Raw genomic sequence first — 14,494 nt, 5'->3', positions numbered from 1 at the left:
GGGCCGCCACAGACCTGTTCGCAAAACGTCGGCGGCTATTCGTTTTTTAAGAATACATAGACGTTATTCTTACTGTAGATTTACGTTCCGTATACCATTTATTTAACAAAACTAATGAACAGAATTTATTATGACCTCTTCGGAGGAGGTTGTCAAAGAGTTAAAGTAAGTCCCAAAGTTTCCTATAACAACACAAAAAGACAACGAAAAAACCGGTCATCGCCGGTTTTGTCAGAGTTTTAGCAAATATTAATAAAGAAAGGACATGATCAGCGGTGCGGTTCCGAGGGTGAAGAGCGCGGCGACGATCATCGAAATGCTGGATATGGTTCCCGAGAGGGAACTGAATTCGAATGCTTTGGACGTGCCGGTTCCGTGGGCGCTGGTCCCAAACAGAACCCCTCTCGCGATATCGCCCCGGATCCGGAAGATCCGCATGACGGCAGGTCCGATCATGGACCCGAGAATCCCGGTCATAATGACGAAGACGGCGGTCATGTTCGGCACGCCCCCGATCACCTCGGATACGTTCATGGCGATAGGCGTCGTAATGGAGCGCGGCACCAGGCTGGTAGCCAGAGAGCTGTTCAGGTGCATCCACTTTGCGAGAAACGCGGAGGATAACATCGCCAGCACCGATCCCGTCAGCACGCTGAGCATAATCTCGGCCGCGTGTTTCTTCAAGGTTTGGAAGTTCTTGTACAGCGGCACGGCAAAAGCGATCGTGGCTGGTCCGAGCAGCTTGCTGATCCACTGCGCACCTTCATTGTATGATTCATAGGATACGCCCGTTTGTGTCAATATCACAACAATCAGCACCGGCGTGATCAGGAGTGGCGATAAATAAACCTTCGGCAGGCGGCGATACAGCCTTTTGGCTCCCCCGTAAATCCCGATCGTTAACAGCAGGCCGAGGATGACGGTCAGCAGGATATTCATGGCGTTTTACGCCCCTTTCTGGATGAGATGAAGCCGGCCGTCAGCCCAGAGCTCACCATCACGATGACGGTGCTGAACAAAACAACGGCCAGAATCTGGAGCCCTTCGGCCTCCAGCATCGGGAAATATTTCATGATCCCGACCGCGGCGGGGATAAAGAACAGCAGCAGTTCGGCGAGAAGCCAATTGGCGCCGAGCTCGATCCACTCCAGACGGAGGATCTTGGTTTCGAGAAGGATAAACACAACAACGATTCCGAGAATGCTGCCCGGAATTCCGATATTCAGCCAGGCGGCCAGTTGATCCATCCCTAAGGAAAGAAGCATGAAACCGGCCACTTGAAGCGTTCCTTTCAACATGTTGACCATGACCGGCCTCCTTATTTTCATTGGTAATGAAATTTTACAACGATAGTTTTCATAGGTAAAATGCATATATCGAATGATAAGTATTCCATTTATCTATGCATAGCCAAAAAGTGAAAGGAGCATCGGGAATGGACATACGGCACCTGGAGTATTTTCTTGAGGTCGCGAGGAACCAGAGCTTCACCAAGGCCGCAGAGAAGCTGTACATTACGCAGCCGACGATCAGCAAAACGATCCGCAACATGGAGGACGAGTGGGGCGTTACCTTGTTCTATCGTCAGGGCAAACGGATTGAGCTGACCGACGCCGGCCAAATCATGTATCAGCAAGCCCAGCAGATGGTCGAATCCTTCCAGCGGGTATCGGCCGAACTGGAAGATCTCATGAACCTGAAGCGCGGCCATCTGCGCATCGGGCTTCCGCCCATGGTGGGCTCAAGCTTTTTTCCGGAAGTAATCGGGCAGTTCCACCGGGAATATCCGAAGATTACCATTCAGCTGATCGAGGACGGCGCCAAGAAGGTGGAGGCGGACGTGGAGAGCGGCCAGACCGACATCGGCGTCGCCGTGCTGCCTGTCAATGAAGACGTATTCCATTATTATTCCTTCGTGAAAGAGAAGCTGAATCTGCTTCTGCATCCGTCCCATCGGTTGGCGGGAAGGGAGCATGTACATCTGAGTGAGCTTGCTGACGAGGCGTTTGTGTTGTTCCGCGAGGACTTTACGCTCCATGACCGGATTATCCGCGAGTGCGTCAGCGCCGGCTTCGAGCCGCGGGTGGTCTACGAAAGCTCGCAGTGGGATCTCATCAGCGGCATGGTTGCCGCCAATCTGGGGATCGCGCTGCTTCCCGAAACGATATGCAAAGAGATCGATTCTTCGCGCGTGACGATACTGCCGCTGGACAATCCATCGATCCCGTGGCAGCTCGGGATGATCTGGAGGAAGGACCGCTACCTGTCCTTTGCCGTCAGGGAATGGATCAGCTTTACGCGCTCCCTTCTGGGCGAGCATGAGTAAGTTTGTTATAAATTGAAGGGCATTTCATACATTTTCACTCCTTGGACATAATATCCATAGTAAAGAGAACCCATTTACAAGCCTTATATCCAAGGAGGAATGACATTCATGAGTGGCCAAGATCATGATGCTAATAACGGAGTAAACCAAGAACGGGCGGGATACGCCGAGAATCGGGGCGAGACGGAGCGGGAGGATACGCTGACTAACCGGCAGGGCCATCCGATTTCGGATAATCAGAATGTGCGAACGGTTGGGAATCGGGGTCCGATGACCCTGGAGAACTATCATTTTTTGGAGAAAATCACGCATTTTGACCGCGAACGCATTCCGGAACGCGTCGTGCATGCCAGAGGTGCGGGAGCGCACGGATATTTCGAAGCCTATGGAAAAGTAGGCGACGAGCCGGTTTCGAAGTATACCCGGGCCAAGCTGTTCCAGGTCGAAGGCAAGCGCACGCCGGTATTTGTCAGGTTCTCAACCGTAATCCACGGTTCCGGCTCGCCTGAAACGCTTCGGGATCCGCGCGGGTTCGCCGTGAAATTCTACACCGAGGAAGGCAACTGGGATCTGGTCGGCAACAACCTGAAAATATTCTTTATCCGCGATCCGCTTAAATTTCCGGATATGGTCCATGCGTTCAAGCCGGATCCGGTATCCAACGTTCCGGGTCCCGTAGGCATGTTCGATTTTGTCTCCCGTTCCCCGGAAGCGACGCATATGATCACGTTTGTGTATTCCCCTTGGGGCATCCCCGCCAACTACCGCCAAATGCAGGGCTCCGGTGTGAATACATATAAATGGGTCAATGCAGAAGGCACCGGCGTGCTCGTCAAATATCATTGGGAGCCGCTGAAGCAGGGGATCAAGAATCTTACGCAAGAAGAAGCGAACAAGATTCAGGGCATGAATGACAGCCATGCGACGCAGGATCTGTACGAAGCCATTGAACGCGGGGATTACCCGGAGTGGGAGCTGTGCGTGCAGATTATGAGCGACGACGAGCATCCCGAGCTGGAATTCGATCCGCTGGATCCGACGAAGCTGTGGCCGGAGGATCAATTCCCGTTCCTGAAGGTAGGCAAAATGGTGCTGAACAAAAATCCGGAGAACTACTACAACGAAGTGGAGCAGGCGGCCTTCGGCACGGGCGTGCTGGTTGACGGGCTTGATTTCTCGGACGACAAGCTGCTGCAGGGGCGTACCTTCTCCTACTCGGATACCCAGCGGCACCGCGTAGGAACGAACTACCTGCAGCTGCCGATCAATGCGCCGAAGAAACGGGTCGCTACCAATCAGCGGGGCGGGCAGATGTCCTTTTTCGTGGATAAGGCGCCTGGTCAAAGCCCGCATGTGGATTACGAGCCGTCCATGACGGATGGGCTGGTGGAAGCATCGCAGACGGCGAAGCCGCATCAGCCGCATTACGATGCCAACCTCGTGCGGCAGAAGCTGGATCGCACGCTGGATTTCAAGCAGGCCGGGGATACGTACCGAGCGTTTGAGGATTGGGAGCGAAACGACCTGATCAACAACCTCGTGGGTGCGCTGATCCAATGCGATATCCGGATTCAAGACAAGATGGTGGAATATTTCACGAATGCGGACGAGGACTATGGGCGCCGCGTACGGGAAGGACTCGAGCAGGCAAGGAAGGGCTCGAACGAGACCGTCCGGGAGCAGGCCGTAGAGGATGCAGACCGTATGGGCCACGAGGCAGACCCTTATTAATGCTTTGCCGGCCCTAGAGGCGTCGACCCGCAAATGCGGACAGCACGGAATAGCGAAGCCGCCTGCACAAGAACGACGTGCAGGCGGCTTTCCCTTATAAGGTTGTAAAATATTTGCGGAATGTTAAGATGTTGCAAGGAAACCAAGCGATACATATCGAATCATCATAGAACCATGGGAAGAGGAGGCTTGCGTTATGGCAATACAAGCGGGGATCATCGGCTACGGCCTGTCCGGGTCGGTGTTTCATGCACCTATTCTTAGAAGCGTGCCGGATTACAGGGTGCACACGGTTGTATCATCGGATCCGGACAAGGTCCACCAGGATATGCCCGATACGGCCGTTGTCGACAGCGTGGATGAGCTCTTGTCCATTCCGGATATCGATGTTGTCATCATTACGAGTCCGAATGCAACGCATTATGAATATACCCGGTTAGCCATCGAGGCCGGAAAGCATGTGGTCGTCGAGAAGCCGTTTACCGTAACATCCGCCGAAGCGGACGAGCTGATTGATCTGGCCAAGCAGAAGGGCGTGCTGCTGACGGTGTACCACAACCGCCGCTGGGACAATGATTTTCTGACCGTCCGCAATCTGCTGGAGACGGGAGCCTTAGGCAAGCTTTCCATCTATCAGTCGCAGTTCTGCCGCTACCGTCCGGAAGTTCAGTCGGAGCGGTGGAGGGAGCAAGGGATTGCCGGATCCGGGATCTTGTATGACTTAGGTTCGCATTTGATCGATCAGGCGCTGTTCCTGTTCGGCCTGCCGGAGACGCTCTGGGCGGACTTGAGAACGGAGCGCAAAGGGGCCAAAGCCCATGATTATTTTCATCTGGTGCTGGGTTATAAGACGTTTCGCGTCATTCTGCATTCCGGTTCGCTGGTACGGCAGGCGGGGCCGAAATTCGAGCTGCATGGCGATAAGGGAAGCTTCCTGAAATATGGAACGGATCCGCAGGAAGGCCAGCTGAAGCAGGGCATGCATCCCGGGGACGCGGGCTGGGGCGAAGACCAGCCGGACCAATACGGGGAGCTGGCTACCGAGCTGAGCGGGCTGGCGGTGCAAGGGGAGATTGAGACGCTGCCGGGACGCTATCAAGCTTTTTACCAGGGATTGGCCGAAGCGATCCTTAAAGGAGGTTCGCTGCCTGTCCAGCCTGAAGAAGCCCGCAATGTCATTCGGATGATCGAATATGCGCTGCAGAGCCATCAGAAGGGCCGGTTGATCAAGATCACGTAAACATGCCGCCCCATCCGAAACTAGGACTGTCCTGGATTGACACATAGTTTGCTCCGATTTGTGGGATATTAGGTGATACCACCCTTGGTACGTCTTTCATCAAGGGAGTCGATCCATATCACAACAATGAAGGAGAGAGAACGGATATGAAGAAACGTGGTATCCTTCGGCCGGCCCTTATGCTTCTTGTGAGCTTGGCGGTAATGCTGTCCATCACCGGAGCGGCTTTGGCGGGCGGAAGCGGTCCGTTTCACTTTGGATTTAAGAAAAGCGTCAACGGCCAGCTGCCCTCGATCAACGAGGAGGGCTTCAAGGAGCTTCTGCAAAAATACGATGCTATCTTCATGGGAGATGCCGAGCAGAAGGAGCTTTATCTTACCTTTGATAACGGATACGAGAATGGGTATACCTCCCGTATTCTGGATACGCTTAAAGAGAAAAAGGTGCCCGCCACCTTTTTCGTGACCGGACATTATGTGAAGACACAGGAAGATCTGCTGAAACGGATGACGGCGGAAGGCCATATTATCGGCAACCATTCCTGGAATCATCCGGACGTGACCACGATCTCGGCAGAGAAGCTGACCGAGGAGCTGGAACGGGTGAAGAAGGAGGTTATGCGCATCACCGGCCAGCCGGACATGAAATATTTGCGCACGCCGCGCGGCATCTTCGATGAGCGGTCCCTGGCGACCAGCAAGCAGCTGGGGTACACCAATGTCTTCTGGTCGCTCGCGTATATGGATTGGGACGTAAAGTCCCAGCGCGGCGCGCAGTATGCTTACGATAAAGTGACCGCGCAGCTTCACCCCGGCGCCGTCATCCTGCTGCACTCCATCTCCAAGGACAACACGGAGGCGCTGGGACGGATCATTGACGAAGCAAGGAACCGGGGGTACGAGTTCAAGAGTTTGGATCAGATGCAGAAGAAAGCCCCGTAAGCATGAGTTGAATACAGCGTGCAGAACGCCATCCTGTCAGGATGCCTTCTGCACGTTTTTTTTGTTATCGAATGCCCGCGGATGCTTCGCATTCCGGAACGAATGTTTGGTATAATACCCTTCATAGAACTTGAACGAAGGAGACCATCATGCCTCATACTATCCAAATATCCGTCAGGCCGCTGGTGGAATACGTCTTTCGCAGCGGCAGCATTACCTCGGGTTTTCGCACGGCGACATCCCTGACCGAGGGGACCCGTGCGCATCAACAGGTACAGCGCGACTATGGCGAGAATGATCAGAAGGAAGTTCAGCTTGAAGCGGAGATTCCTTACGAGGATCTGCTGTTTGTGGTGGAAGGCCGCTGCGACGGTCTGATTCAAGAGGAAGGGCGGATCATGATTGACGAGATCAAGTCGACCTCCGGCGATTTGGGCGAGATTACGGAGCACACGTACCCGGTTCATTGGGCACAGGCCAAAATGTATGCCTATATGTACGCGAGGTTGCATGAGATTCCGACGATGGCCGTGAGACTGACCTACTTCCAGGTCCCGAGCGGAGAGCGGAAGCAGTTCGTGCAGGAATGGAGCTTCGCTCAGCTGGAATCCTTTGTGCTCGAGGTTGTGGCGGCCTACGCGCCTTATGCCAACCTGCTGCGGGAGCATGGCGAGCGGAGGGACCGGAGCATCCGTGAACTGAAGTTTCCGTTTCCCGCCTACCGCGAGGGACAGCGAAAGCTGGCCGGAGCCGTGTATAAAAGCATCGGGGAAGGACGAAGATTGTTTGCCAAAGCCCCTACGGGCATCGGCAAAACCATATCCACGCTGTTTCCTTCGGTCAAAGCGATCGGCGAGGGCCTGTTGTCCCGGATTTTTTACCTGACGGCCAAGACGATTACCCGTACCACCGCGGAGGAAGCCATGGCGCGCATGGAGCGTCAAGGGCTCTGCATGCACACGGTCACGCTGACGGCGAAGGACAAGATCTGTTTCAGCGAAGCGGAAGGCTGCAGCCAGATGGGCTGCGCGTTCTCGGAGGGCTACTATGACCGGATTAATGACGCCATACTGGATTTGCTCTCGAATGAAACGTTGATCACGAGGCCGGTCGTCGAAGCGTATGCCCGCAAGCATACGGTGTGCCCGTTTGAATTCTCGCTGGATGCCGCGTACGCCGCCGATGCCGTCATCTGCGATTACAACTACGTATTCGACCCGCGCGTCTCCTTCAAGCGGATGCCGGAGGACGTGAAGAAGCGCAGCGTGCTGCTCATTGACGAGGCGCACAACCTGGTCGACCGGGCAAGGGGGATGTTCTCGGCCGAGCTGAATAAGTCCGCGTTCTTGGAGCTGCAAAGGGCGTACAAAGAGAGCAATCCCGGGCTTTACAACACGGCGAAGCGGGTGAATAACCGCTTTAAGGTGCTGCGCAAGGTCAGCGAGGAGGAAGAGCGAATCGTCGGGTCTCAGCAGCCGGAGATGATGGTCGAGCTGCTGGAGGATTTCTCGCTCCAGGCAGAGGCCGAACTGATGACCGGCAAGAGCGGGGATGAGGCCGATGCGCTTTTGGAATGCTATTTTGCCGTGCAGGGGTATCTGCGCATCTCCAAGCTGTATGACGACCGCTTTGTCACGTATGCGGAGATGAGCGGAAGCGAGGTGTTTCTCAAGCTGTTCTGCCTGGACCCCTCTTATTTGCTTCAGCAAGCGGGAAAAAACTACCGTTCCAGCGTATTCTTCTCGGCAACACTCATGCCGCTTGGATATTACCGCGACATGCTCGGAGCCGAGGAAGAGGATTACAGCCTCTCGATTCCCTCGCCCTTCTCCTCTGAGCAATTGGATGTTCGGATCTTGCCGTTATCGACGAGATTCAAGGATCGGGAGCGCAATAGCGAAGCCATCGTCCGGATGCTGAGTGCACTGGTTCAGGAAAAACCGGTGAATACCTTGATCTTTCTGCCGTCCTATCCCTACATGCAGGATATTCATGAGGCGTTTGCCAGAATGAACCCGGAAGCCCGTACCTTGCTCCAAGGGCATGGAATGAGCGAGGAGGAGCGGGAGGCGTTCCTGAATGCATTCCAGGCGGATGCGGAAGATCCGCTGATCGGATTTGCCGTGATGGGCGGTATTTTCTCCGAAGGCATCGATTTGAAGGGAGAACGGCTTTCGAGCGTGGTGGTCATCGGTGTAGGATTGCCGCAGCTTTCCTTCGAGAATGATATCATCAAGGATTATTTTGAACGTACCGGCAAGAGGGGATACGATTATGCCTACGTGTACCCCGGCATGAACAAAGTGCTGCAGGCCGGAGGACGCTTGATCCGATCGGAGCAGGACAGCGGGACGCTGACGCTCGTTGATGACCGCTTCCTGAATCGACAGTACGGGATGCTGCTGCCGGAGGAGTGGAGGCATTACAGGCGCATCTAATTTTTTCATGGGATGTTGACACCTGGAAATACGAATCCTATAATACGGATATACTAATTAAGCTGAAGGAGGCTGATGTCAAATGGTTATGATGCATAGTGGATGGGTCGCATTGACGTTGGTCTCTTTGGACGGGAAATTCTAATGGTACCCGGGGTGTAAGGCATTTGGTTTATCATGTCTTCACCTCCGTACCTAAGAACCCGCAGGAGACCGTGCTTGGTATCCTGCGGGTTTTTTGTGTCTATGCAAGGCTTCGGTATGATCTTTGGCGGTTTGGCTGCCGAGGATCGATGCCTTCTTCCTGCATAGTTTCAGATCAGCCGCGGATACAAATCTGCGGTTTTTTTATGTTTGATCATTTGTTAACAACCAATCCAACAACGATAAGGGGATATCACGAATTTGACTAAACAAGACATGACAACGTTGCAAGCCTATGGATGGAATGAACATTGGCGTTTGATGGCCGCTCAGATCCCGAAGCAGGACAAGGCGCTGGTGCCGGCCCGCATTACGGCCCAATTCTCGAAGCAGTATCGCATTATCACCCAAGAGGGTGAGCAGACGGCCATTGTCACAGGCAAGTATGAATACGAAGCGGGCAGCAAAAGCGACTTTCCCGCAGTCGGCGATTGGGTCATGGTGGAGCCGCTGCAGGGCGAATCCCGTGCCGTCATTCATCATCTGCTGCCCCGTCAATCCGCCGTCACGCGCAGGGAAGCAGGAAGCGTGCCGGATGAGCAGATCATTGCGGCCAACATGGATACCGTGTTTATCATTAACGCGCTCAACAAGGATTTTAATGTTCGCCGGATTGAACGCTATCTGATTGCGGTCTGGGAGAGCGGAGCCGCACCGGTCGTGCTGCTCACCAAGGCGGACCTATGCGAATCGCCGGAAGCGTACGTCGCGGAGGTAGAGGCTGTTGCTCCAGGCGTGCCGGTCCATGCGGTAAGCTCTTTGATGGATCAAGGAAAGGAGCAGCTTGGGGAGTATCTGGTGCAAGGGAAAACGGTTGCCATTACGGGTACCTCCGGTGCCGGCAAATCGACGCTGCTGAACTGGCTGTCCGGCCAGGAGATGCAGCGGGTTCAAGGGATACGCGAGGAGGACGCAAGAGGACGGCACACCACGACGCACCGGGAGCTGTTCGTGCTGCCGGGAGGCGCGATCATGGTGGATACGCCGGGCATGCGGGAGCTGCAGCTGTGGGATTCGGAGGAAGGGTTCGAGGCGACCTTCGCGGATATTTCCGCGCTGGCGCAGCAGTGCCGGTTCCATGATTGCCGGCATGAAACGGAGGCCGGCTGTGCGGTCCGGGAAGCGCTGCAGGATGGAACGCTGGATGCAAAGCGATATGCAAACTATAAGAAGACGGAGCGGGAGCTGGCCCATATCGCCCGCAAAGAGAGGGTAAGCACCCGCCGTCAAAACAAGAGCTCGGGCAAGTCGTCCCGCAAGAACGACCGAGGCCGCAAAGGGGTATATCAGCAGCAGCTGTACGATGATGAATAATGGAGGCTAAGGGAAGGCCGGAGTCGATTTGACTTCGGTCATCTTCCGGGTATATAGTTAGGTAACCAAATAAATAGGCAATCTATCTATTTATTCGAGCTGTTGCCGAAAAGAGGTGGACCATGGCAGAGGATCAACATCCAGATTTACATAAAGAAATGAAAGGCAACGAGGACCAACATTCGCGGGAAGGACCATGCATGAAGGGCGGCAGGCGGGAGGACAGCGTCGCCGGCAGGCTCTTGTACAGCATACGCATGTTCCACAAGCAGGAGTGGGATCAGCACTTGATTTCAGGGTATACACCAGGTGAGATTCGCGTTCTGATGGGACTTAAACATCATATCGAGCCTGCTGGTCCCGGCATGAAAGTGTCCGAAATCAGCAGCATGATGAATGTTACGTCGCCGACGATCACGCAATTCATTAATGCACTGGAGAGCAAGGGGCTGGTGGAGCGGGTGATGGATGCCCAGGATCGGCGAGCGGTCCGAGTGCAGCTGACGGAGGAAGGGAACCGCGTTGTCCAGCAAACCTATCAGAACGTCAAGAACAGCTTTAACGAGCTGGTGGATTTCCTCGGGGAAGAGGACAGCGTCAAACTGACGGAGCTGCTGACGAAGGTATATCATTTTCATGAACAAAAACGCATATCGAACGAAACGACTTTTGACAACGAGTAGGGGTGGGGGATTTGTTAAAGCTGTTTCACTATATGAAACCGTACCGGACAGCGGTCATTTTGGTCCTGCTGTTCACGTTTTTCCAGTGTCTGTCTGATCTGTACTTGCCTACCTTGATGGCGGACATCGTGGATATCGGCATCGTGAAGGGAGACGTCCCTTATATTTGGCGCGTGGGCGGCTTTATGCTGCTGGTTGCGGCGGGGGGCATGATTTGCTCAATAGCCGCGAGTTATCTCGCATCCAAATCGGCTACCGGATTCGGGAAGATTCTTCGCGGGCGCGTATTCTCCCATGTCGAGAATTTCACGCTGCAGGAGTTCGACAAGATCGGAACGGCCTCGCTGATTACCCGTACGACAAACGACATTACGCAGGTGCAGCAGGTTACGATCATGATCCTTCGCATGATGGCGATTGCGCCGATGATGTGTATCGGGGGCATCGTAATGGCCGTGTCGAGAGATCCCGGACTGACGACGGTGCTGTTGGTTGTCCTGCCGATTCTGGCACTCGCTATTTTCCTCATCGCCAAAAAAGGCATACCGCTCTTCAAAGCGATCCAGGTGAAGATCGATACGCTGAGCCGCGTGCTGCGGGAGAATCTGACCGGAATCCGGGTCATTCGCTCCTTTAACCGGATGGACCATGAAACGGTCCGCTTTAACGATGCGAACGAGGACCTGACGGCCACTTCGATCAAAGTCAATAAAATCATGGGGGCGATGATGCCGGTCATGATGCTGGTCATGAACTTTGCCACGCTGGCGATCGTCTGGTTCGGAGCCCACCGCATAGACGCCGAACATATGAAGGTCGGCGACCTCATGGCGTTTCTCCAATACGCGATGATGATCATGTTCTCGCTGATCATGCTATCCGTCATGTTTGTCATGATTCCGCGTGCGCAGGCATCGGCGGTCCGGATCAATGAAGTATTAAACATGATACCCGAGATCCATGATCCGAAACAGCCGCGCGATGCCGGCGTGTTGCAGGGATCGATCGAATTTCAGGATGTGACCTTCTATTACCCTGGCGCGGAGGAGCCTGCCATATCCGATATCTCCTTCCATGCCGGGCCGGGTGAAGTTACGGCGATCATCGGCGGAACCGGCTCGGGCAAATCCACCCTGATCAGCCTGATCCCGCGTTTCTATGATGTGACGTCGGGACGGATTCTCGTCAACGGTACCGATATCCGCGACATGATGCAGGAGGATCTGCGGAACCGGATCGGATTCGTGCCGCAGAAGGCGCTGCTCTTCACTGGCACCATCGCGGAGAATATCCGCTACGGCAAAGAGGATGCAACGGACGAGGAGATCCGGCATGCAGCGAAGGTTGCCCAGGCCGCCGACTTTATCTCCTCCATGGAAGGCGGTTACGATGCCGAGATTTCGCAGGGCGGCAGCAACGTATCCGGCGGCCAGAAGCAGCGGCTCTCGATTGCAAGGGCATTGGTTCGCAGACCCGAGATTTATGTGTTTGACGACAGCTTCTCGGCGCTGGATTTCAAGACGGACGCCAATCTTCGCGCAGCGCTTCGCGAGGAAACGACGGACGCCACCGTTCTGATCGTCGCTCAGCGGGTCAGCACCGTCATGGACGCCGATCGGATTATCGTGCTGGACGAGGGACGCATTGCCGGTATCGGCACGCATGAGGAGCTCATGGCTTCCAGCGATGTTTACCGCGAAATCGTCACCTCGCAGCTGTCAGAGGAGGAGATCGCATGAGTGAGAAGAAACGGGGAGGACATCCCCGGGGACCGGGCGGTCCCTTTGGCGGCGGCCCGCACGGGCCCGGGATGGCAGGGGAGAAAGCCAAGGACTTCAAAGGCACGTTTCGCCGGTTAACGCGATATCTCAAGCCGCATACCGGCAAGCTGCTGATCGTCTTGATCGCAGCTATCCTCAGTACGATATTCAGCATCGTGAGCCCGAAAATATTGGGGGATGCCACCACGATCCTGTTCAAAGGCTTCATGGCTAAGATGCAAGGCGTGCCGGGTGCCGGAATCGATTTTGACGCCATTCGGACGATTATGCTCTGGCTAGCAGGACTATATCTCTTAAGCTCGCTGTTTGCGTACATCCAGCAGTATGTCATGGCCGGCGTGGCCCAGCGCACCGTCTATGATTTGCGCAAGGACGTGTACAACAAACTCGGCCGATTGCCGCTGAAATATTTCGACGCCCGCACGCATGGGGAAACGCTGAGCCGGGTGACCAACGATATGGACAATATCAGCGGCACGCTTCAGCAGAGCTTGACCCAGATGATTACTTCCGTGGTGACGCTGGTCGGCGTCATCATCATGATGCTCACGATCAGCCCGCTGCTGACGTTGGTGGTCATCCTGACCCTGCCGCTCAGCGTGGTGGTGACCATTATGGTCGCCAAGCGCTCGCAGAAGCATTTTGTGGCTCAGCAGAAGCATTTGGGTGAGCTGAACGGACATGTGGAAGAAATGTACACGGGTCATAAAGTGGTGAAGGCCTTTGGCCGGGAACGACAGTCCATGGAGCAATTTGATGAGGTCAACGACAAACTCTACGATGCCGGTTGGAGAGCCCAATTTATATCGGGTACCATTATGCCACTGATGGGTTTTGTCGGAAATATCGGTTATGTGATTGTCAGTGTCGTCGGCGGGGTGTTGGTTACCCGCAGAGCGATTGAGATCGGGGACATTCAGGCATTCATCCAATATTCGCGCCAATTCACGCAGCCGATTACCCAGCTTGCGAATATCGCGAACGTCATTCAATCCACCATCGCATCGGCAGAGCGCGTATTTGAAGTGCTGGATGAGGAAGAGGAAGTGTCAGAGCATACAGCTCCGGCGGCGCTCAAGAAGCCGCTTGGCGATGTGTCTTTCGAGCATGTGAGCTTCGGCTATAAAGCGGACCAGCTTCTCATCGAAGATATGAATGTAGACGTGAAGCACGGGCAAACGGTCGCCATCGTCGGTCCGACCGGTGCAGGGAAGACCACGCTCATCAATCTGCTGATGCGGTTCTATGAGCTGAATCAGGGCAAGATTACGATAGACGGCACGGATATTACGGCTCTTCGGCGCAGTGAACTGCGCAGCCTGTTCGGGATGGTGCTGCAGGATACCTGGCTCTTTAACGGGACGATCCGGGATAATATCGGATACGGAAGGGAAGGCGCCACAGAACAAGAGATCATCCGGGCGGCGGAAGCGGCCCACGCGGATCATTTCATCCGGACGCTGCCGGAGGGCTATGATACCGTTCTGAACGAGGAAGCCTCTAATATATCGCAAGGGCAGAAACAGCTTCTGACGATTGCGCGGGCCATTCTCGCCAACCCGTCGATTCTCATCCTTGATGAAGCCACCAGCAGCGTGGATACGCGGACGGAGCTTTATATTCAGAAAGCGATGAATGAGCTGATGAAGGACCGGACCAGCTTTGTCATCGCGCATCGGTTGTCCACGATCCGGGATGCGGACCTGATTCTGGTCATGAACAAGGGCAGCATCATCGAGCAGGGAACCCATGAAGAGCTGCTGTCCCAAGGCGGCTTCTACGCGGACCTGTATAACAGCCAATTCAGCGAACAGCATGAAGCCGGATAACGAGGCA

Annotated in this window: 11 protein-coding genes; 9 read left to right on the top strand and 2 right to left on the bottom strand. The window is 54.7% G+C overall.

Annotated features, from left to right (window positions below):
• Positions 1 to 249: 249 nt before the first annotated feature.
• Both M1D70_RS29730 and M1D70_RS29725 read right to left on the bottom strand, forming a co-directional pair.
• Positions 250 to 939, bottom strand: coding sequence for a CidB/LrgB family autolysis modulator (locus tag M1D70_RS29730; RefSeq protein WP_009590333.1), 690 nt, complete (start codon positions 937 to 939; stop codon positions 250 to 252).
• On the bottom strand, positions 936 to 1,307 hold the full coding sequence (locus M1D70_RS29725) for a CidA/LrgA family protein (RefSeq protein ID WP_009590362.1): 372 nt from the start codon (positions 1,305 to 1,307) through the stop codon (positions 936 to 938). Before M1D70_RS29725 ends, M1D70_RS29730 begins: the two co-directional genes overlap by 4 nt.
• A 128-nt stretch (positions 1,308 to 1,435) precedes the next feature.
• Between M1D70_RS29725 and cidR the strand changes: the two genes are divergently transcribed.
• The 9 genes from cidR to M1D70_RS29680 all read left to right on the top strand — a co-directional run bounded on the left by cidR (position 1,436) and on the right by M1D70_RS29680 (position 14,487).
• On the top strand, positions 1,436 to 2,326 hold the full coding sequence (gene cidR / locus M1D70_RS29720; protein ID WP_009590398.1) for a cidABC operon transcriptional activator CidR: 891 nt from the start codon (positions 1,436 to 1,438) through the stop codon (positions 2,324 to 2,326).
• Between the two features lie 108 nt (positions 2,327 to 2,434).
• Positions 2,435 to 4,057: a catalase gene (locus M1D70_RS29715; protein ID WP_009590377.1), complete on the top strand. Its 1,623-nt coding sequence runs from the start codon at positions 2,435 to 2,437 to the stop codon at positions 4,055 to 4,057.
• 196 nt (positions 4,058 to 4,253) lie between these two features.
• Positions 4,254 to 5,297 carry an oxidoreductase gene (locus M1D70_RS29710; RefSeq protein ID WP_456288644.1) on the top strand — a complete coding sequence of 348 codons (1,044 nt, stop codon included), beginning with the start codon at positions 4,254 to 4,256 and terminating at the stop codon, positions 5,295 to 5,297.
• Positions 5,298 to 5,443: 146 nt separating this feature from the next.
• The gene (gene pdaA / locus M1D70_RS29705) at positions 5,444 to 6,238 is read left to right on the top strand and encodes a delta-lactam-biosynthetic de-N-acetylase (protein WP_009590388.1); all 795 of its coding nucleotides are present in this window, start codon (positions 5,444 to 5,446) and stop codon (positions 6,236 to 6,238) included.
• A 149-nt stretch (positions 6,239 to 6,387) separates the two neighbouring features.
• Entirely contained in the window at positions 6,388 to 8,676 is a 2,289-nt protein-coding gene (locus tag M1D70_RS29700; RefSeq protein ID WP_009590366.1) for an ATP-dependent DNA helicase, read from the top strand.
• Between the two features lie 420 nt (positions 8,677 to 9,096).
• Positions 9,097 to 10,194: a ribosome small subunit-dependent GTPase A gene (rsgA, locus tag M1D70_RS29695; RefSeq protein WP_456288643.1), complete on the top strand. Its 1,098-nt coding sequence runs from the start codon at positions 9,097 to 9,099 to the stop codon at positions 10,192 to 10,194.
• A gap of 122 nt (positions 10,195 to 10,316) precedes the next feature.
• Positions 10,317 to 10,877 carry a MarR family winged helix-turn-helix transcriptional regulator gene (locus M1D70_RS29690; RefSeq protein WP_456288642.1) on the top strand — a complete coding sequence of 187 codons (561 nt, stop codon included), beginning with the start codon at positions 10,317 to 10,319 and terminating at the stop codon, positions 10,875 to 10,877.
• Between the two features lie 11 nt (positions 10,878 to 10,888).
• Complete coding sequence (locus tag M1D70_RS29685; RefSeq protein ID WP_036671365.1) at positions 10,889 to 12,616, top strand: ABC transporter ATP-binding protein; 1,728 nt, start codon at positions 10,889 to 10,891, stop codon at positions 12,614 to 12,616.
• Complete coding sequence (locus tag M1D70_RS29680; protein ID WP_456288641.1) at positions 12,613 to 14,487, top strand: ABC transporter ATP-binding protein; 1,875 nt, start codon at positions 12,613 to 12,615, stop codon at positions 14,485 to 14,487. Before M1D70_RS29685 ends, M1D70_RS29680 begins: the two co-directional genes overlap by 4 nt.
• The last annotated feature ends 7 nt before the right edge of the window (positions 14,488 to 14,494 follow it).

It is taken from the genome of Paenibacillus sp. AK002 (genome assembly GCF_053903045.1).
This window is presented reverse-complemented; position numbering and strand designations above follow the sequence as displayed.